Below are 18,005 nucleotides of genomic sequence, written 5' to 3'. Positions count from 1 at the left end.
AGGACCACCTTGAGCACTGCCGGCAAATCGATCCTGATGGTCGACGACGACCAGGAAATCCGCGAACTGCTGCAAACCTACCTGAGCCGCTCCGGCTTCCAGGTGCATGCCGAAGCCGATGGAAAGGGCTTTCGTCACGCGCTGGAAACCACCCCCTGCGACCTGGTCATTCTCGACGTCATGCTGCCCGACGAAGACGGCTTCAGCCTGTGCCGCTGGGTGCGCCAGCACCCGCGCCAGGCACGGGTGCCGATCATCATGCTCACTGCCAGCTCCGATGAAGCCGACCGGGTCATTGGCCTGGAGCTGGGCGCCGACGACTACCTGGGCAAACCGTTCAGCCCTCGTGAACTTCAAGCAAGGATCAAGGCCCTGCTGCGCCGCGCCGAATTCGGCCAGTCGGCGCCGGGTAGTGCGGTGCTGGCTTTCGACGACTGGCGCCTGGACACGGTCAGCCACCGTCTGTTCCACCACGACGGCGAAGAGGTGATTCTGTCCGGCGCCGACTTCGCCCTGCTCAAGCTGTTCCTCGACCATCCGCAGCAGATTCTCGACCGCGACACCATCGGCAACGCCACCCGTGGTCGCGAGCCGATGCCGCTGGACCGCATCGTCGACATGGCGGTCAGCCGCCTGCGCCAGCGCCTGCGCGACACCGACAAGCCCCCTCGGCTGATCCGCACGGTGCGTGGCAGCGGCTACCTGTTGGCGGCGCATGTCTGCAGTGCGCCCTGAGCGGCGCTGGCGCCTGCTGCCGCGCTCGCTGTTGGGGCGCATGCTGCTGCTGACCCTGTTGGTGGTGCTGCTGGCCCAGGGCTTGTCGAGCATCATCTGGGTGGCCCAGCTGCGTGCCAGCCAGCTGCAGGGCCTGCGGGCCAGCGCCAGCAGCCTGGCCCATTCCATGAGCGCCAGTGTCAGTTACTTCCGCTCGTTGCCGGTGGCCTATCGGCCCATGGTGCTCGACCAGTTGCGCAGCATGGGCGGCACGCGCTTCTTCGTCTCGCTCAACGCCAAGCCGCTCGACATGCCGATGCTGCCCATCACCCCGCGCAAGCAGGCGGTGATCGATGTGTTCCAGCAGGTATTGCATGAGCGACTGGGCTCGCAGATGGACATTTCCGTCGAGTTCGTCGCGCCCGACGACCTGCGCATTTTCAACAGCGGCCTGAAACTCGATGAGCTACCGCGCTCCTGGGCGCATTACTCGCTGACCCTGGAGCCGCTCAAGCCGCCGGTGCTGGTGACGCAGATCCGCCTGGGCGAGGGCGAGTGGCTGTACATCGCCTCGCTGCTGCCCGAGCCCTATACCAGCCTTGAGGCCGAACGCCTGCCACGCCAGCAGATCGGTTTCATCGTGCTCACCACCGCCTTGCTGCTGTTGTTCATCGGTTTGCTGGTGCACTGGCAGAGCTGGCCGCTCAAGCGCCTGGCGCGGGCTGCGCGGGAAATGTCACTGGGCGCCGATGTGGCGCCGGTGGCAGAAGCGGGTGGCAGCGAAGTGGTCGAAGTAAGCCGGGCGTTCAACAGCATGCGCGAGCGCATCAGCCGCTACCTGACTGAACGCAGCCAGCTGTTCAGCGCCATCTCCCACGACCTGCGCACGCCGATCACCCGGTTGCGCCTGCGCGTCGAGCTGCTGGAGGACGAGCGCCTGCAGGCCAAGTTCAGCCAGGACCTGGACGAGCTGGAACTGCTGGTCAAAGGTGCGTTGCAGTGTGTGAAAGACACCGACATCCACGAGAACATCGAGCCGGTCGACCTCAACCAGGTGCTGGAGATTCTGGCAGAGCCTTATCTGCGTGATGGCCGCATCACGCTCGAAGGCCGGGGACTGGCGCCTTACCCAGGCAAGCCGCTGGCGCTGCGACGCTGCATCGGCAACCTGATCGACAACGCCATCAAATACGGCGAGCGGGCACGGCTGCGCATCATCGACAGTGCCGAAGGCTTTGTGCTGCAGGTGGACGACCAGGGGCCGGGGGTGCCGCAGCAGCAACTGGAGCAGGTGTTCGAGCCGCATTTCCGGCTGGCCGGGCAACAGCAGGGGTATGGGCTGGGGTTGGGGATTGCCCGCAACATTGCCCATAGCCATGGGGGCGAGGTGAGCTTGCTGAACCTGAGGGAGGGTGGGTTGCGGGTGACCTTGTACCTGCCGCGGGGCATGGAGTGAAGCGGTGTGTTGCCTGCGCGGGCAATGTAACCAAACGATGACATTCACGCATCGCTTCGTTACCTGGCGGGGCGGGCGCGCTGTTTAGACTGCATGCAACGCAAGCGACCGACTTGCACGGCATAACAACAAGAAAGGTGCTTCGATGAATCCCACGCTCCGTCTCGCTGCCGCAATTTCCCTGGCTTCCTTCCTCCCGCTCGGTGCCCAGGCTGCCGAACCCAAAGGCAGTGTCGAGGTGGTGCACTGGTGGACCTCCGGGGGTGAAAAAGCGGCTGTCGATGTGCTCAAGGCCCAGGTCGAGAAAGACGGCTTTACCTGGAAGGATGGCGCCGTCGCGGGCGGTGGCGGTGCCACGGCCATGACCGTGCTCAAGAGCCGCGCCGTGGCCGGCAACCCGCCGGGTGTCGCACAGATCAAAGGGCCAGACATCCAGGACTGGGCTGCCACCGGCCTGCTTGACGGCGACGTGCTCAAGGATGTGGCCAAGGAGGAAAAGTGGGACGCATTGCTCGACAAGAAGGTCGCCGACACCGTGAAGTACGACGGTGACTATGTCGCCGTGCCGGTAAACATCCACCGTACCAATTGGCTGTGGATCAACCCCGAAGTCTTCAAGAAAGCTGGCATCGACAAGGCGCCTGCCACCCTCGACGAATTTTACGCTGCTGCCGACAAGCTCAAGGCGGCCGGCTTCATCCCGCTCGCCCACGGCGGCCAGCCGTGGCAGGACAGCACGGTATTCGAAAGTGTAGTGCTGTCGGTAATGGGGGCAGACGGCTACAAGAAGGCCATGGTCGACCTCGACAGCACCGCCCTGACCGGCCCGGACATGGTCAAGGCGCTGACCGAACTGAAAAAGGTCGCTACCTACATGGACCCGGATGGCAAAGGCCAGGACTGGAACCTGGAAGCGGCCAAGGTCATCAACGGCAAGGCCGGCATGCAGATCATGGGCGACTGGGCCAAGAGCGAATGGACCCTGGCGCAGAAAACCGCCGGCAAGGATTACCAGTGCGTGCCGTTCCCCGGTACCGAACATGCCTTCCTCTACAACATCGACTCGCTGGTGGTGTTCAAGCAGAACAACGCCGGCACCTCTGCCGGCCAGCAGGACATTGCCCGCAAGGTGCTGGGCCAGGACTTCCAGAAGGTCTTCAGCAGCAACAAGGGGTCGATCCCGGTGCGTAACGACATGCTTGCCGACATGGGCAAGTATGGCTTCGATGCTTGCGCGCAGCGCTCTGCCAGTGACTTCCTGGCCGATGCCAAAAATGGCGGCCTGCAGCCGAGCATGGCGCACAACATGGCCACCACGCTGGCCGTGCAGGGCGCCTTCTTCGATGTGGTGACCAACTACATCAACGACCCCAAGGCCGACCCGGCCGATGCGGCGAAGAAGCTGGCGGCGGCGATCAAGGCTGCCCAGTAACGATCTGATGGCCTCATCGCCGGCAAGCCAGCTCCCACAGGGTATTCACCATCCTTGAAAACTGTGGGGTACCTGTGGGAGCTGGCTTGCCGGCGATAGGGCCAGTACCGACAACACAAAAGGCAGTGCCCCATGCTGCCTGGGCTCTGGGTACCACATAATGACCACAACTACCGCCCAACTGCGGGCCTCCCCCCTGGACGCGCTTCAGCGCTGGCTGCCCAAGCTGGTGCTGGCGCCCAGCATGTTCATCGTCCTGGTGGGCTTCTACGGCTACATCCTCTGGACGTTCGTGCTGTCCTTCACCACCTCGACCTTCCTGCCCACCTACAAATGGGCCGGCCTTGCGCAATACGCCCGGCTGTTCGACAACGACCGCTGGTGGGTGGCAAGCAAGAACCTGTTGCTGTTCGGTGGCCTGTTCATCGCCATCAGCCTGGCCATCGGCGTGCTGCTGGCGGTGCTGCTGGACCAGCGCATTCGCCGCGAGGGTTTCATCCGCACCATTTACCTGTACCCCATGGCGCTGTCGATGATCGTTACCGGCACCGCCTGGAAGTGGCTGCTCAACCCCGGCATGGGCCTGGACAAGTTGCTGCGCGACTGGGGCTGGGAGGGCTTTCGCCTGGACTGGCTGATCGACCCCGACCGGGTGGTGTATTGCCTGGTGATCGCTGCCGTGTGGCAGGCCTCGGGCTTCATCATGGCGATGTTCCTCGCCGGCCTGCGTGGGGTCGACCCGTCGATCATCCGCGCGGCGCAGATGGATGGCGCCAGCCTGCCGCGCATCTACTGGACCGTGGTGCTGCCCAGCCTGCGGCCGGTGTTCTTCAGTGCACTGATGATCCTTTCGCACATTGCCATCAAGAGCTTCGACCTGGTGGCGGCGATGACCGCTGGCGGCCCGGGCTACTCGTCCGACCTGCCGGCAATGTTCATGTACTCGTTCACCTTCAGCCGCGGCCAGATGGGCATGGGCTCGGCCAGCGCCATCCTCATGCTCGGGGCGATCCTGGCGATCCTCGTGCCGTACCTGTACTCGGAGCTGCGGAGCAAACGCCATGCATAGCCCTGTCGACAAACCGGCGCTCAACCTGAGCCGCATCGCCATCCACGCGGTATTGCTGAGCGCTGTGCTGCTGTACCTGGTGCCGCTGGTGGTGATGCTGCTGACCAGCTTCAAGAGCCCCGAAGACATCAGCACCGGCAACCTGTTGAGCTGGCCGACGGTGATTACCGGCATTGGCTGGGTCAAGGCCTGGGGCACGGTCAGCGGTTACTTCTGGAACTCGATCATGATCACCGTGCCAGCGGTGCTGATCTCCACCACCATTGGCGCGCTGAACGGCTATGTGCTGTCGATGTGGCGCTTTCGCGGCTCGCAGCTGTTCTTCGGCCTGCTGCTGTTCGGCTGCTTCCTGCCCTTCCAGACCGTGCTGCTGCCTGCCTCGTTCACCCTCGGCAAGTTGGGCCTGGCCAGCACCACCGGCGGCCTGGTGCTGGTGCACGTGGTCTACGGCCTGGCCTTCACCACGCTGTTTTTCCGCAACTTCTACGTGAGCATCCCCGATGCGCTGGTGAAGGCCGCGCGCCTGGACGGGGCCGGGTTCTTCACCATCTTCCGGCGCATCATCCTGCCGATGTCCACGCCCATCATCATGGTCTGCCTGATCTGGCAGTTCACCCAGATCTGGAACGACTTCCTGTTCGGCGTGGTGTTTTCCAGCGGTGATTCGCAACCGATCACCGTGGCCCTGAACAACCTGGTCAACACCAGCACCGGGGCCAAGGAATACAACGTCGACATGGCGGCAGCGATGATCGCCGGCCTGCCAACCCTGCTGGTCTACGTGGTGGCAGGCAAATATTTCGTCCGCGGGCTGACGGCCGGCGCGGTAAAGGGGTAAGTCATGGCAACGCTCGAACTTCGCAATGTGAACAAGACCTACGGCAGCGGCCTGCCGGACACCCTCAAGGACATCCAGCTGTCGATCAAGGATGGCGAGTTCCTGATCCTGGTCGGGCCCTCTGGCTGTGGCAAATCGACCTTGATGAACTGCATTGCCGGCCTGGAGCAGATCACCGGCGGTGCCATCCTCATCGACGAGCAGGACGTCAGTGGCATGAGCCCGAAGGACCGTGACATCGCCATGGTGTTCCAGTCCTACGCGCTGTACCCGACCATGAGCGTGCGCGAGAACATCGAATTTGGCCTGAAGATCCGCAAGATGCCGCAGGCGGCCATCGACGAAGAAGTGGCGCGGGTCGCCAAGCTGCTGCAGATCGAGCACCTGCTGGCGCGCAAGCCGGCACAACTGTCCGGTGGCCAGCAGCAACGGGTAGCCATGGGTCGGGCGCTGGCGCGACGGCCGAAGATCTACCTGTTCGATGAGCCGCTGTCCAACCTCGACGCCAAGCTGCGGGTCGAGATGCGCACCGAAATGAAACTGATGCACCAGCGCCTGAAGACCACCACCGTGTACGTCACCCATGACCAGATCGAGGCCATGACCCTGGGTGACAAGGTGGCGGTGATGAAGGACGGCATCATCCAGCAGTTCGGCACCCCGCAGCAGATCTACAACGACCCGGCCAACCAGTTTGTCGCCAGCTTCATCGGTTCGCCGCCGATGAATTTCATTCCGGTGCGCCTGGCCAGGCAGGATGGCCGCTGGCTGGCGCTGCTCGACAGCGGCCAGGCGCGCTGCGAGTTGCCGCTGGGGCTGGCGGCTGACGAACTGGATGGCCGCCAGATCATCCTGGGCATCCGCCCTGAGCAGATCGCCCTGGGCGCTGCAGAGGGCAATGGTCTGCCGGCTATTCGCGCCGAGGTGCAGGTTACCGAACCCACCGGGCCGGACCTGCTGGTGTTCGTCACCCTCAACCAGACCAAAGTGTGTTGCCGCCTGGCGCCGGATGTGGCGTGCCGCGTGGGTGACACCCTCAACCTGCAATTCGACCCGGCCCGGGTACTGCTGTTCGACGCCGACAGTGGCGAGCGCATACACCTGGCCAGCACTGGGGCAACCGCAAAGGACAACGTGGCTCACTTCAAAGGCCGTTGACTCGTCTACACCATCAATAAGAAAAAAGAGGACGCAAAGGGATGGAACAGCGCAAACGTATCAGGACATTGGGCTCGCTGGCTTTGCTCGCCGTTGTTGGCAGCAGCGGCGCGCAGGCTGCCGAGGCATTTTCCAGCGAATCGAAATGGATGACCGGCGACTGGGGCGGCACCCGTACCGAGTTGCTGGACAAGGGCTACGACTTCACTCTCGACTACGTCGGCGAGGTGGCCGGCAACCTGCACGGCGGCTACAACGACGACAAGACGGCACGCTACAGCGACCAGTTTGCCCTTGGCGCACACCTGGACTTGCAGAAGATCTTCGGTTGGCACGATGCCGAGTTCAAGCTGGCGATCACCGAGCGCAGCGGCCGCAACCTGTCCAACGACCGCATCAGCGACCCGCGCGCCGGGCAGTTCAGCTCGGTGCAGGAAGTGTGGGGCCGCGGCCAGACCTGGCGCCTGACCCAGATGTGGGTCAAGCAGAAGTACTTCGACGGCGCGCTGGACGTGAAATTCGGCCGCTTCGGCGAAGGCGAGGACTTCAACAGCTTCCCCTGCGACTTCCAGAACCTGGCCTTCTGCGGCTCGCAGGTGGGTAACTGGGTGGGCGGCATCTGGTACAACTGGCCGGTCAGCCAGTGGGCGCTGCGGGTGAAGTACAACATCACCCCGGAATTCTTCGTGCAGGTTGGCGCCTATGAGCAGAACCCCTCCAACCTGGAAACCGGCAACGGCTTCAAGCTCAGCGGCAGCGGCACCAAGGGGGCGATATTGCCGGTGGAGGCGGTGTGGTCGCCCAAGGTCAACGGCCTGCCGGGCGAGTACCGCCTGGGTTATTACTACAGCACGGCCAAGGCCGACGATGTGTTCGACGACGTCAACGGCAACCCGCAGGCGCTGTCGGGTGGGGCATTCAAGTCGCACTCCAGCAAGCACGGTTGGTGGGTAGTGGCGCAGCAACAGGTCACCGCCCATGGCGGCGACGTCAACCGCGGCCTCAGCCTGTTCGCCAACTTCACCGTGCACGACAAGGCCACCAACGTGGTCGACAACTACCAGCAGGTGGGGCTGGTCTACAAAGGTGCCTTTGATGCCCGGCCCAAGGATGACATTGGCTTCGGTGTGGCGCGTATTCATGTGAATGACGACGTGAAGAAGCGCGCCGAACTGCTCAATGCCCAGAGCGGTATCAACGATTATGACAACCCGGGCTTCGTGCCGCTGCAACGCACCGAGTACAACGCCGAGCTCTACTACGGCTTCCACGTTACCAACTGGCTGACCGTGCGGCCCAACCTGCAGTACATCAAGAGCCCGGGCGGGGTGGACGAAGTGGACAACGCGCTGGTCGCAGGCTTGAAGATTCAGTCGTCATTCTGAGGGCATTTGTTGTAAATTTACGCCAATCCCTTTTCGGTTCCCGGCACCCACTGGCCTGCAGTGGTTGTCGGGGATAGGCCGAGACAGCGCTATCTCAAACAACAAGAGCTCTGAACCATGCCCGAACATCCGCTCCATCGCTTCTTTTCCTCGCAGCGGCCAAGGCCGACATTCGAGTGGGAGCGTTACCAGCAGCGCGATGTGCTGATCATCGATCACCCCCGTTGCCAGGCGGTATTCAGCCGCCAGGGCGCGCAGTTGCTGCACTTTCAGCCGGCAGGTGAACGGCCTTGGCTATGGTGCGCCGAGCAGTGGCCGCAGGTGGGGGCGATCCGCGGCGGCGTGCCGGTGTGCTGGCCGTGGTATGGCCGCCACCCCAGCGAGGACCTGTGGCCGGCCCATGGCTGGGCGCGCCTTTTGGACTGGAAGCTGGTGGACAGCCGCGAAGACGAGGAGGGCGTTAGCCTGAAATGGCGCCTGGACCTGTGCGACTGGCAGGTCGACCTGCACGCAAGGCTGGGTAGCCGTATGGAACTGAGCCTGAGCACCGAGCACCAGGACAGCGAACCCTGCCAACTGAGCCATGCGCTGCTGGCCTACTGGCGTATCAGTGACGTGTCCGAGATAGCGCTGTCCGGGCTGGAGGATATCGAAGGCTACGACCGCCTCAGCCGTCAGGCATGCCGTGAAGAGGGCGCGCTGAAGCTCAAGGGTGGCTGCCAGAAGGTGTACCCGGGGACGCCGCGGGTGCAGCTGCAAGACCCGGCCTGGCAGCGCGAGCTGTGCATCGATACCGGTGACAGCGACGACACCGTGGTGTGGCACCCGGGCAACCGGCCGCTGATGGGCGTGACCGGCCGTGAAAGCCAGCGCTTCGTCTGCGTGGAGGCTGCCAGCGGCAGTGGCGAGGGCCTGAGCCTGGCGCCGGGGCAGCGCGCGCACCTGCGCCTGCAGGCGCACCGGCTCAGTTGAGTTCGTCGTCCTCGATCGGGTAGCGGCTGGCGTTCAGGCTTTCCTTGATCTTGCGCAGGTGGGGCTGGAAGTCGACGCCGCGGCGCAGGGTCATGCCGGTGGCGAGTACATCGAGCACGGTCAGCTGGATGATCCGCGAGGTCATTGGCATGTAGATGTCGGTGTCTTCCGGCAACGGAATGTGCAGGCTCAGGCTGCAGGCGCTGGCCAGCGGCGAGCCGGCGGCGGTCAGGCCCAGCACCGAGGCGCCGTTTTCCCGGGCCAGGCGGGCCACCTCGACCAGTTCGCGGGTGCGCCCGGTGTAGGAAATGATCACGAACAGGTCGCCGGTGTGGGCCACCGAAGCCAGCATGCGCTGCATCAGTACATCGGCGTGGGCCGACACCGCCAGGTTGAAGCGGAAGAACTTGTGCTGCGCGTCCAGGGCCACGGGGGCCGAGGCGCCCAGGCCGAAGAAGTGGATCTGCCGGGCCTGGATCATCATGTCCACGGCGCGGCTGACCTGCTGTGGGTCCAGCTGCTGGCAGGCGCCGTCTAGCGAGGCGATGGCACTGGCGAAGATCTTCTGGGTGTAGGCTGCCGGGTCATCGTCGGCCTCTACCGCGCGGCTGACGTAGGCGGCGCCGCTGGCCAGGCTCTGCGCCAGTTGCAGCTTGAGTTCGGGGTAGCCGCTGACGCCGAAGGAGCGGCAGAAGCGGTTGACGGTCGGTTCGCTGACCTTGGCCGCCTGTGCCAGCGCAGCAATGCTGAAGCGGGTGGCTTGTTGCGGGTTGAGCAGGATGACTTCGGCGACTTTGCGTTCGGCCTTGTTCAGCTCGTCGAGGCGTCCCTGGATCTGCTCCAGGAGGTTTCGCACGCGGTCCATGGGTGTGTCCTTGGGTCGGGAAGACAGCCGGCTGACGAAGCAGCAGGCTTTTTGCACGGTCGTCTATCGTACTGTCGGTGCGGGTGGCGCACCACTTGTCTGTAATACTTGTGTGTAATGTTGTGGTTTTTACTACATTATCCCTTGAAAACCGTATTCGAAAGCGGTATTCCTAGACCAACTTTAGGAAAGAACCTACATCATGGCTGCGATCAGTGTCGATCCTTGCACGTTTGCCCTGTTTGGCGCCCTTGGCGACCTGGCATTGCGCAAGCTGTTCCCTGCGCTATACCAGCTCGACCGGGCCAACCTGCTGCACCCGGACACGCGCCTGCTGGCGCTGGCCCGCGAGGCAGGTAGCGCGCAGGAGCACCTGAACAGCATCGAAGCCCACCTGCGCCGGCATGTGCCCGAGGCCGATATCGAGCCTGCCGCATTGGGCCGCTTCCTGGCCCGGTTGAGCTATCAGCACCTGGACTTCCTGCAACCCGAGGGCTACCAGACCCTGGCCGAGCAGTTACCGGGCGACCTGCCGCTGATCGCTTACTTCGCCACGGCGGCAGCGGTGTACGGGGCCATCTGCGAAAACCTCGACAACGCCGGGCTGGCCCCGCGTACCCGGGTGGTGCTGGAAAAGCCCATCGGCCACGACCTGGAGTCGTCGCGCCGGGTCAACGATGCCGTGGCGCGGTTCTTCCCCGAAAACCGGGTTTACCGTATCGACCACTACCTGGGCAAGGAGACGGTGCAGAACCTGATTGCCCTGCGGTTCGCCAACAGCCTGTTCGAAACCCAGTGGAACCAGAATTCCATCTCCCACGTGGAGATCACCGTCGCCGAAAAGGTCGGTATCGAAGGCCGCTGGGGTTACTTCGACAAGGCCGGCCAGCTGCGCGACATGATTCAGAACCACCTGCTGCAGTTGCTGTGCCTGATCGCCATGGACCCGCCCAGCGAGCTGTCCGCCGATGCCATTCGTGACGAGAAGGTGAAGGTGCTCAAGGCCCTGGCACCGATCACAGGCGAGGGTTTGAGCACCCAAGTGGTGCGTGGCCAGTACATTGCCGGCTACAGCGAGGGCAAGCCGGTACCTGGCTACCTCGAAGAAGACAACGCCAACGCCCGCAGCGACACGGAAACCTTCGTCGCCCTGCGTGCCGACATCCGCAACTGGCGCTGGTCGGGCGTGCCGTTCTACCTGCGCACCGGCAAGCGCATGCCACAGAAGCTGTCGCAGATCGTCATCCACTTCAAGGAAACGCCACACTACATCTTCGCCCCGGAACAGCGTTTGCAAATCGGTAACAAGCTGATCATTCGCCTGCAACCGGACGAAGGCATTTCTTTACGGGTGATGACCAAGGAGCAGGGCCTGGACAAAGGCATGCAACTGCGCAGCGGCCCGTTGCAGCTTAATTTTTCCGACACCTGGCGCAGCACGCGGATTCCGGATGCCTACGAGCGGCTGTTGCTCGAAGTGATGCGCGGCAACCAGAACCTGTTCGTGCGCAAGGACGAAATCGAGTATGCCTGGAAGTGGTGCGACCAGTTGATCGCCGGCTGGCGTAATGCGGGCGATGCGCCCAAGCCTTACGCAGCGGGTTCCTGGGGGCCGATGAGCTCGATTGCATTGATCACACGCGATGGGAGGGCGTGGTATGGGGATATCTGAACTGAAATTGCCGGCAGCCGTGAAGGTTCATGAACTGGCGGATGCCAAGGTGGCGGCTGCAACCCTGGCCCATGATGTGGCCGAGCGCCTGCGTGCAGCCATTGCTGCCAAGGGCCAGGCCTGCGTGGTGCTGTCCGGTGGCCGCAGCCCGGTGCCATTCCTTGAGAAGCTGGCCAGTGAACACCTGGACTGGGCCAAGGTTACTGTCAGCCTGGCCGATGAGCGCTGGGTGCCGGTGGAGCACGCTGATAGCAATGCTGGCCTGTTGGCCCGCCACCTGCTCAAGGGTGCGGCGGCCAAGGCCCGCTTTGTTGGCCTGTATCAGCAAGCGGAGAACCTTGATGCCGCTGCGCTAAAGGCCGACCACGCCTTGGCCGGGCTGCCGCCGATCGACGTGCTGGTGCTGGGCATGGGTGACGATGGCCATACCGCCTCGCTGTTCCCCGCCAGCCCCAACCTGGAAGCAGGCCTGGACCTGGCCAGCCCGCGTCGCTGCCTGCCGTTGCTGGCACCGAGCGTGCCGCACCAGCGCCTGTCGATGACCCGTTCGCTGCTGGCCAGCGCCGCCTTCATCGCACTGTCCGTGCAAGGGCCGGGCAAACTCGCTACCCTGCGCGCCGCGCTGGCTGGCAACGACCTTACTGAAATGCCGATTCGCGCTTTTCTTCACGACCCCCTGGACATCTACTGGTGCCCATGAGCCAAGGATCCACTGTCATGACCACCCTCGAACGCCCACAGCCAAAGCTCTCGATGGCCGACAAGGCCGCCCGGATCGATGCCATCTGCGAAAAGGCGCGCATCCTGCCGGTAATCACCATCGCCCGTGAGCAAGACATCCTGCCGCTGGCGGATGCCCTGGCCGCCGGCGGTATCCGTACCCTGGAAGTGACCCTGCGTTCCCGGCATGGGCTCAAAGCCATCCAGGTGCTGCGTGAGCAGCGCCCGGAGTTGTGCGTTGGCGCAGGCACCGTGCTGGATCGCAGCATGTTCGCCGCCGTCGAGGCTGCCGGCGCGCAGTTCGTCGTTACCCCGGGCATTACCCAAGACATTCTCGAAGCGGGCGTGGACAGCGAAATCCCGCTGCTGCCAGGCATCAGTACGCCATCCGAAATCATGATGGGCTACGCCCTGGGTTACCGCCGGTTCAAGTTGTTCCCGGCGGAAATCAGCGGCGGCGTGGCGGCGATCAAGGCCTTTGGCGGCCCGTTCGGTGACATTCGCTTTTGCCCGACCGGCGGCGTGAACCCGGCCAACGTGCGTAACTACATGGCATTGCCCAATGTGATGTGCGTGGGCGGCACCTGGATGCTCGACAGCAGCTGGATCAAGAACGGCGACTGGGCGCGGATCGAAGCGTGCAGCGCGGAGGCGATGGCGCTGCTGGACGCCAACTGAATTTGTTGTGTGCTTTACGGCTTATGGGGCGCTTGGTCGGCGCCCCTTTTTTTTGCCCATTGTTCACTCATGTATTCATGTTGAATCGGCTCAGGCGGTGGGCAGCGTCATGGGTCTTTCAGTGAAGCGTTTCATGCCGAGGAAGAATCGACGTATAGGCGCGGTCGGCCGAGTCGCATAGTTTCACATGTCCCAACGATATGTAGAGGTCTGCGATGGAAGAGTATGAGCGTTTCTCGCCCGAGGATTTTCCGGTGTTGAGCGGCTCCTATCCGATTGAAAGTTACCTGGTGGATACTGACGAATTTCATTGCGGGTGCTGGGTGGAGGGTGAAACGGTTCATGGCAGTTTTGGGTTACCTACTGGTAAGGGCAAAGTACTTACCCGGCCGGTTTTTGCATACCTTGACTACTTGGGTACTCATGCTGCACTGGATGAAGAAGAGTGTGAACTTGACTTCGCCAGGCGCTCCGGGCACGAGGTCTGGTTTGCTCATGAAGCCCAACACTTTTCTGCACCGAAAGCACTTGAATTGGTCAATGTCATTTCCGACCTGCTACCGGGGTCGTGTCCGTCTGAAAGTTGGCTGCCGTACTCGCTTGTTGCGCATACCGCGCGCGTAGCTGGGGCTGAGCGTTATATGGCTTGCCAGATGAAGTTAGTCTATGCGCATCGGTTGATTGCGGATCAGAGTGACTGTGCTGATTTGTTTACGGTACAGCCGGTGTCTGTAGCTGAGGACCACGGCGGCGTTTTTTTCCTGTCTTCGGTTGCCACCGACTTGGTATTGGTCAAGCCCGCATCCATTGAAGTCAACGCGCCCATTTCGCGCAAGATGATCTATCACCTGGTGTTCAATATGGCTTTTGGCGCATCCGGGCCCAGCGGCTGGAGTTTCAATGAGCAGGCATTAGAAAGCAAATTCCTACAGTATTGAGCAGCGGGAGGCTGAGGCGATGAGTAACCGTGTGAATGAAATTGAACAGTACCCGTTGAAGAACGGGTCTTTCGAAATCGAGCAGTATTTGATAGGTGACGAACTCAGGGCGGGTTGCTGGATTGATGGCGATACGAAATATGGTGATGTCTACAGTGGGAACCAGAATTGGGCCACGTACACGCGCCCGGTTTTTGCCTACCTGCAACATGTGGCCACGATTCGATCAAATGTCCAGACGGAGCATGAGCGTGAGGTGGTGGTGTGCGAAGGCTTCAGCAAAAGCTTTTCCAAAGGCATTGAGTTTTCGATAGGTTTCTCTGCTGACTTTGGCGCCGTCAACGTAGGTGCGGAACTTTCCGCCATGTTTTCCGTGACGGAAACTGTCAGTAGTTCAGAGTCAATAAAACGCGGCCTCAAGGTCAAGGGAGAAGGGACAATCATGGTGTATCAAGTGCACCTGGTTTACGCCCATCATATGACGTCTGCGGGTATCCTCGCCGGGTTGGTGCCTCACTCCAGGCATTCAGAAATATTCGATAGCACTGGGCGGCTGGTGCGGGAAGACCTCACCCTGCTCTCGTCAGTGGTGTGTGATCAGCTGGTTCCGGTCAAGCTCGAAAAATCAATAAAACCCCTGACCTGGAAGGAGGTCAATCAGGCCGTCTTGTTCAAGCAGTATGAGAAAGAACCAGGCGCCAGGCGGTGGACCTTCGATTACTCCGTCGCGTGAACGACTACTTTGTCTAGTCCTGAAATAGGTTTACACCTGTTCAGGTAGGCCGACAGGCCTCAAAACGCCCGATGCACTGCATCGGGCGTTTTGTTTTTCAGGGCCATATGGGGCCGTTCTGTGTTGTAGATCTGCACTGCCTCGTCAACCATCTGCCTCGCCTGCTCAAGATCTTCAGGGCTGCTCAACAGCAGCTCCATCTTGAGGATTCCGTTGATTCGCTCGGCCAGCGCGTTCTGGTAGCAGTCATACCCATCAGTCATGGAGCACTGAACATCGTGCCGTTGGTGCAGTGACTGGTACAGCGCCGAGCAATATTGGATGCCTCGATCCGAATGGTGGACTAATGGCTGGCGACGACGTCGCTTTCGTAATGCCTGCTTGAAGGCTTGCGCCACTGACTCGGCATGCAGGCTTTCATGGACATGGTGGCCAACAATTTTCCTGGAGTACGCATCCGTTACCAGGCTCAGGTACAGCGGGCCGTTACGTGCGGGCAGGTAAGTAATATCGGCAACCCAGACGTGCTCTGGCCTTGTCGGAACGACTTGGCTTGGGCCCGGCTTGAGTAAGTTGGGATGGCGGTAAAAGCGATGAAAGCTTTGTGTTGTCTTGTGGTAGGCCCGCTTAGGCAGCACTAGCAAACGGCGCTCTCCCAAAACCTGGAACAGCCTATCTCGGCCGACTTGGAATCGTTTGTCAGGTTGGCAATGCAGCAGATAGTGCAATTTGCGTGTACCCAGACGAGGCTGGCGCATCCGGACTTGCTGAACAAACTCAACCACCCGATCAGCCTGGCGCTCTTTGCCATCAGCCGCTCGGTTGCGCTTGTAGTAAGCCTGTCGACTGATGCCTAGAAACTGACAAGCCCTGGCAATGCTCAGTCCTACGACTTGACCTTGCGAGAGGACTTGCCGGATCGCTTTTTTACGACCGAGACACCATAGTCATTTTTCAGAACATCAACGACCGTCTCAAAAAACTGGGCCTTCTGGCTCATCAGTTCAAGCTGTTGCTCAAGCTCTTTGATCCGCTGCTCTGGAGTGAGCGTTTTCGGGTCAGACATCGCGCAGCTCCTCTCGTCTCGGATCGAGGCCCCTTGGCTCCAATCCTGGCGACCATGCTTACGCAACCATACCAGAACCGTCGACCGACCCTGGATGCCATACCGCACCTGGGCCTGCTTGTAGGTAAGTTCGCCTTTTTCGATCTGATCAACGACGGCCAGTTTAAAAGACAGCGAGTAATCTCGCTGCGTGCGCTTTACACCTTGCTCCATCTGCTTCTCCGGAAATTCGGGATGGGAGGTGTAAACCTTATTCAGGACGGGACAACTTGTAATTAAAAAGCCCGCTTCCAGGAAGCGGGCTTTTTGCAGGCCGGTATTACTCAGGCGGCCTTGGCATCCTGCTGGCTCAGCGAGCGGTTCAGCGCGCTGAACAGTGCCTTGAAGCTGGCCGTGGTGATGTTTTCATCGATGCCCACGCCATGCACCGGGCGGCCGCCGGCCACGCGCAGTTCAATGTAGGCCGCTGCCTTGGCATTGGTGCCCGCGCCAATGGCGTGCTCGTTGTAGTCCATGATTTCCACCGAGATCGGCAAGCCGGCCACCAGGGCTTCCAGGGCGCCGTTGCCCTTGCCGCGCCAGTGCAGGGTGGTTTCGCCTTCGCCGGCCACTTCCACTTCCACGGCGCTGTGGCCGTTTTCTTCCTGCAGGCGGTGGCTGACCAGCGCGTACGGCGCGTTGGCCTGGAGGTATTCCTTGTGCAGCAGGCTGTAGATCTGCTGGGCGGTCATTTCCAGGCCCAGGCGGTCGGTTTCACCCTGTACCACCTGGCTGAACTCGATCTGCATGCGGCGCGGCAGGCTGATGCCGTATTCCTGCTCGAGCAGGTAGGTGATGCCGCCTTTGCCCGACTGGCTGTTGACGCGGATCACCGCCTCGTAGCTGCGGCCGATGTCGGCCGGGTCGATCGGCAGGTACGGCACTTCCCACCGTTCGCCTTCCTGCTGCTTGGCGAAGCCCTTGCGGATGGCGTCCTGGTGCGAGCCGGAGAACGCGGTGTGGACCAGGTCGCCCACGTATGGGTGGCGTGGGTGCACCGGCAGCTGGTTGCACTCTTCGACCACTTTGCGCACGCCATCGATGTCGGAGAAGTCCAGCAACGGGTCGATGCCTTGGGTGTAGAGGTTCAGAGCCAGGGTCACCAGGTCGACGTTACCGGTACGCTCGCCGTTGCCGAACAGGCAGCCTTCGGCACGGTCGGCGCCGGCCATCAGGCCCAGCTCGGTGGCGGCGATGCCAGTGCCACGGTCGTTGTGGCAGTGCAGGCTGATGATCACGCTGTCACGACGGCTGACGTTGCGGCAGAACCACTCGATCTGGTCGGCATAGATGTTCGGCGTGGACACTTCCACGGTGGCCGGCAGGTTGAGGATGATCTTGTGCTCAGGCGTAGGGTTCCACACTTCGATGACCGCGTCGCAGACTTCCTTGGCGAAGTCCATCTCGGTGGCGCTGAAGGTTTCCGGCGAGTACTGGAAGGTCCACTGGGTTTCCGGCTGCTGGGCAGCGTACTTGACGAACAGCTTGGCCGCGTTCACCGCGATGTCTTTCACGCCTTGCTTGTCCTGGTTGAAGACAATGCGGCGGAACGACGGGCTGGTGGCGTTGTACAGGTGGACGATGGCCTTCTTCGCACCGCGCAGCGACTCGAAGGTGCGGGCGATCAGGTCTTCACGGGCCTGGGTGAGCACCTGGATGGTGGTGTCGTCCGGGATGTGGCCGTCTTCGATCAGGGTGCGCACGAAGTCGAAATCGGTCTGCGAGGCAGACGGGAACGACGCTTCGATTTCTTTCACGCCAACCTGCACCAAGGTCTTCCAGAAGCGCAGTTTCTTCTCCGAATCCATCGGCTCGATCAGCGACTGGTTGCCATCACGCAGGTCGGAGCTGCACCAGATCGGCGCGGCCGTGATGGTCTTCGACGGCCAGGTACGGTCGGGCAGGTCGATGGTCGGGAAGGCGCGGTACTTCTTCGAAGGGTCTTTGAGCATGGACATGGAAGCAATCCTTTTGTGTGCGGCCGAGATCGGGCCTGCCGAGCGATAACGAGATGAAGAGGCGAGGCGACGCGATTCAGCCTGGTAGTCGGGCGCTGACCAGGCAGAGGCTGCGATGTTGTCGGAGCAGGATGAGGGTGCTGAAGGTTTTCATGCCTTCAAACTTAACCAGTGGGGTGGGGGATGGCAAGCGTTCGCGGAAAATTGAGATAAATGCTTAAAAAACACCATTAAGCGAGATTTTATGGCTGCAATCTGCTGAGTGCTTATTTATGTTTGCTTATGTTTTTTCGATGACGCAACACAGTGGAC

The 18,005-nt window shown here is 61.7% G+C and carries 16 protein-coding genes; 13 read left to right on the top strand and 3 right to left on the bottom strand.

Annotated elements, in window-relative coordinates; translation table 11 throughout:
* The first annotated feature begins 9 nt into the window (after positions 1-9).
* From gltR to ABOC32_RS26915, 8 genes are all read left to right on the top strand, one after another.
* Positions 10-735 (top strand): two-component system response regulator GltR, encoded by a 726-nt coding sequence (gene gltR, locus ABOC32_RS26950; protein ID WP_043196841.1) that lies wholly within the window; start codon positions 10-12, stop codon positions 733-735.
* Positions 716-2,170 (top strand): ATP-binding protein, encoded by a 1,455-nt coding sequence (locus ABOC32_RS26945; RefSeq protein ID WP_426809520.1) that lies wholly within the window; start codon positions 716-718, stop codon positions 2,168-2,170. Before gltR ends, ABOC32_RS26945 begins: the two co-directional genes overlap by 20 nt.
* Before the next feature lie 145 nt (positions 2,171-2,315).
* Positions 2,316-3,602, top strand: a complete 1,287-nt coding sequence (locus ABOC32_RS26940; protein ID WP_426809519.1) for an ABC transporter substrate-binding protein — start codon at positions 2,316-2,318, stop codon at positions 3,600-3,602.
* A 160-nt stretch (positions 3,603-3,762) separates the two neighbouring features.
* Positions 3,763-4,671 carry a carbohydrate ABC transporter permease gene (locus ABOC32_RS26935; RefSeq protein ID WP_003255050.1) on the top strand — a complete coding sequence of 303 codons (909 nt, stop codon included), beginning with the start codon at positions 3,763-3,765 and terminating at the stop codon, positions 4,669-4,671.
* Entirely contained in the window at positions 4,664-5,509 is an 846-nt protein-coding gene (locus ABOC32_RS26930) for a carbohydrate ABC transporter permease (protein ID WP_426809518.1), read from the top strand. Before ABOC32_RS26935 ends, ABOC32_RS26930 begins: the two co-directional genes overlap by 8 nt.
* Before the next feature lie 3 nt (positions 5,510-5,512).
* A complete protein-coding gene (locus ABOC32_RS26925) occupies positions 5,513-6,667 on the top strand; it encodes an ABC transporter ATP-binding protein (RefSeq protein WP_426809517.1) in 1,155 nt (384 codons plus the stop codon).
* 41 nt (positions 6,668-6,708) lie between these two features.
* Positions 6,709-8,052 carry a carbohydrate porin gene (locus ABOC32_RS26920; protein WP_426809516.1) on the top strand — a complete coding sequence of 448 codons (1,344 nt, stop codon included), beginning with the start codon at positions 6,709-6,711 and terminating at the stop codon, positions 8,050-8,052.
* Positions 8,053-8,169: 117 nt separating this feature from the next.
* Positions 8,170-9,024 (top strand): D-hexose-6-phosphate mutarotase, encoded by an 855-nt coding sequence (locus ABOC32_RS26915; RefSeq protein ID WP_426809515.1) that lies wholly within the window; start codon positions 8,170-8,172, stop codon positions 9,022-9,024.
* Here ABOC32_RS26915 and hexR read toward each other — a convergent pair.
* Entirely contained in the window at positions 9,017-9,880 is an 864-nt protein-coding gene (gene hexR / locus ABOC32_RS26910; RefSeq protein ID WP_426811665.1) for a DNA-binding transcriptional regulator HexR, read from the bottom strand. The genes ABOC32_RS26915 and hexR overlap by 8 nt on opposite strands.
* A 211-nt stretch (positions 9,881-10,091) precedes the next feature.
* Between hexR and zwf the strand changes: the two genes are divergently transcribed.
* From zwf to ABOC32_RS26885, 5 genes are all read left to right on the top strand, one after another.
* Complete coding sequence (gene zwf / locus ABOC32_RS26905; protein ID WP_426809514.1) at positions 10,092-11,561, top strand: glucose-6-phosphate dehydrogenase; 1,470 nt, start codon at positions 10,092-10,094, stop codon at positions 11,559-11,561.
* Positions 11,548-12,261 (top strand): 6-phosphogluconolactonase, encoded by a 714-nt coding sequence (pgl, locus tag ABOC32_RS26900; protein ID WP_426809513.1) that lies wholly within the window; start codon positions 11,548-11,550, stop codon positions 12,259-12,261. The genes zwf and pgl overlap by 14 nt, the downstream gene beginning before the upstream one ends.
* Before the next feature lie 17 nt (positions 12,262-12,278).
* A complete protein-coding gene (locus ABOC32_RS26895; protein WP_426809512.1) occupies positions 12,279-12,959 on the top strand; it encodes a bifunctional 4-hydroxy-2-oxoglutarate aldolase/2-dehydro-3-deoxy-phosphogluconate aldolase in 681 nt (226 codons plus the stop codon).
* Between the two features lie 215 nt (positions 12,960-13,174).
* A complete protein-coding gene (locus ABOC32_RS26890) occupies positions 13,175-13,897 on the top strand; it encodes a monalysin family beta-barrel pore-forming toxin (protein ID WP_426809511.1) in 723 nt (240 codons plus the stop codon).
* 19 nt (positions 13,898-13,916) lie between these two features.
* The gene (locus ABOC32_RS26885) at positions 13,917-14,630 is read left to right on the top strand and encodes a monalysin family beta-barrel pore-forming toxin (protein ID WP_426809510.1); all 714 of its coding nucleotides are present in this window, start codon (positions 13,917-13,919) and stop codon (positions 14,628-14,630) included.
* Between the two features lie 59 nt (positions 14,631-14,689).
* On the opposite strand, the gene ABOC32_RS26880 is transcribed toward ABOC32_RS26885, so the two are convergent.
* Positions 14,690-15,909 (bottom strand): IS3 family transposase gene (locus ABOC32_RS26880; RefSeq protein ID WP_426809509.1). Its coding sequence is split into 2 segments (ribosomal slippage): positions 14,690-15,561 and positions 15,561-15,909, totalling 1,221 coding nucleotides; the frame shifts between segments, so codons are not numbered across the junction.
* A 110-nt stretch (positions 15,910-16,019) separates the two neighbouring features.
* Positions 16,020-17,693 carry a 2-isopropylmalate synthase gene (gene leuA / locus ABOC32_RS26875; protein WP_234227385.1) on the bottom strand — a complete coding sequence of 558 codons (1,674 nt, stop codon included), beginning with the start codon at positions 17,691-17,693 and terminating at the stop codon, positions 16,020-16,022.
* Positions 17,694-18,005: the final 312 nt, after the last annotated feature.

The sequence above is a fragment of the Pseudomonas sp. WOUb67 genome, from assembly GCF_050058005.1.
Lineage (GTDB): Bacteria > Pseudomonadota > Gammaproteobacteria > Pseudomonadales > Pseudomonadaceae > Aquipseudomonas > Aquipseudomonas putida_R.
This window is presented reverse-complemented; position numbering and strand designations above follow the sequence as displayed.

Excerpts from the sequence above, each read along its gene's own strand:
- ABOC32_RS26945 (WP_426809520.1), top strand. The coding sequence starts at position 716 with ATGTCTGCAGTGCGCCCTGAGCGGCGCTGGCGCCTGCTGCCGCGCTCG.
- ABOC32_RS26940 (WP_426809519.1), top strand. The coding sequence starts at position 2,316 with ATGAATCCCACGCTCCGTCTCGCTGCCGCAATTTCCCTGGCTTCCTTC.
- ABOC32_RS26935 (WP_003255050.1), top strand. The coding sequence starts at position 3,763 with ATGACCACAACTACCGCCCAACTGCGGGCCTCCCCCCTGGACGCGCTT.
- ABOC32_RS26930 (WP_426809518.1), top strand. The coding sequence starts at position 4,664 with ATGCATAGCCCTGTCGACAAACCGGCGCTCAACCTGAGCCGCATCGCC.
- ABOC32_RS26925 (WP_426809517.1), top strand. The coding sequence starts at position 5,513 with ATGGCAACGCTCGAACTTCGCAATGTGAACAAGACCTACGGCAGCGGC.
- ABOC32_RS26920 (WP_426809516.1), top strand. The coding sequence starts at position 6,709 with ATGGAACAGCGCAAACGTATCAGGACATTGGGCTCGCTGGCTTTGCTC.
- ABOC32_RS26915 (WP_426809515.1), top strand. The coding sequence starts at position 8,170 with ATGCCCGAACATCCGCTCCATCGCTTCTTTTCCTCGCAGCGGCCAAGG.
- zwf (WP_426809514.1), top strand. The coding sequence starts at position 10,092 with ATGGCTGCGATCAGTGTCGATCCTTGCACGTTTGCCCTGTTTGGCGCC.
- pgl (WP_426809513.1), top strand. The coding sequence starts at position 11,548 with ATGGGGATATCTGAACTGAAATTGCCGGCAGCCGTGAAGGTTCATGAA.
- ABOC32_RS26895 (WP_426809512.1), top strand. The coding sequence starts at position 12,279 with ATGACCACCCTCGAACGCCCACAGCCAAAGCTCTCGATGGCCGACAAG.
- ABOC32_RS26890 (WP_426809511.1), top strand. The coding sequence starts at position 13,175 with ATGGAAGAGTATGAGCGTTTCTCGCCCGAGGATTTTCCGGTGTTGAGC.
- ABOC32_RS26885 (WP_426809510.1), top strand. The coding sequence starts at position 13,917 with ATGAGTAACCGTGTGAATGAAATTGAACAGTACCCGTTGAAGAACGGG.
- leuA (WP_234227385.1), bottom strand. The coding sequence starts at position 17,693 with ATGTCCATGCTCAAAGACCCTTCGAAGAAGTACCGCGCCTTCCCGACC.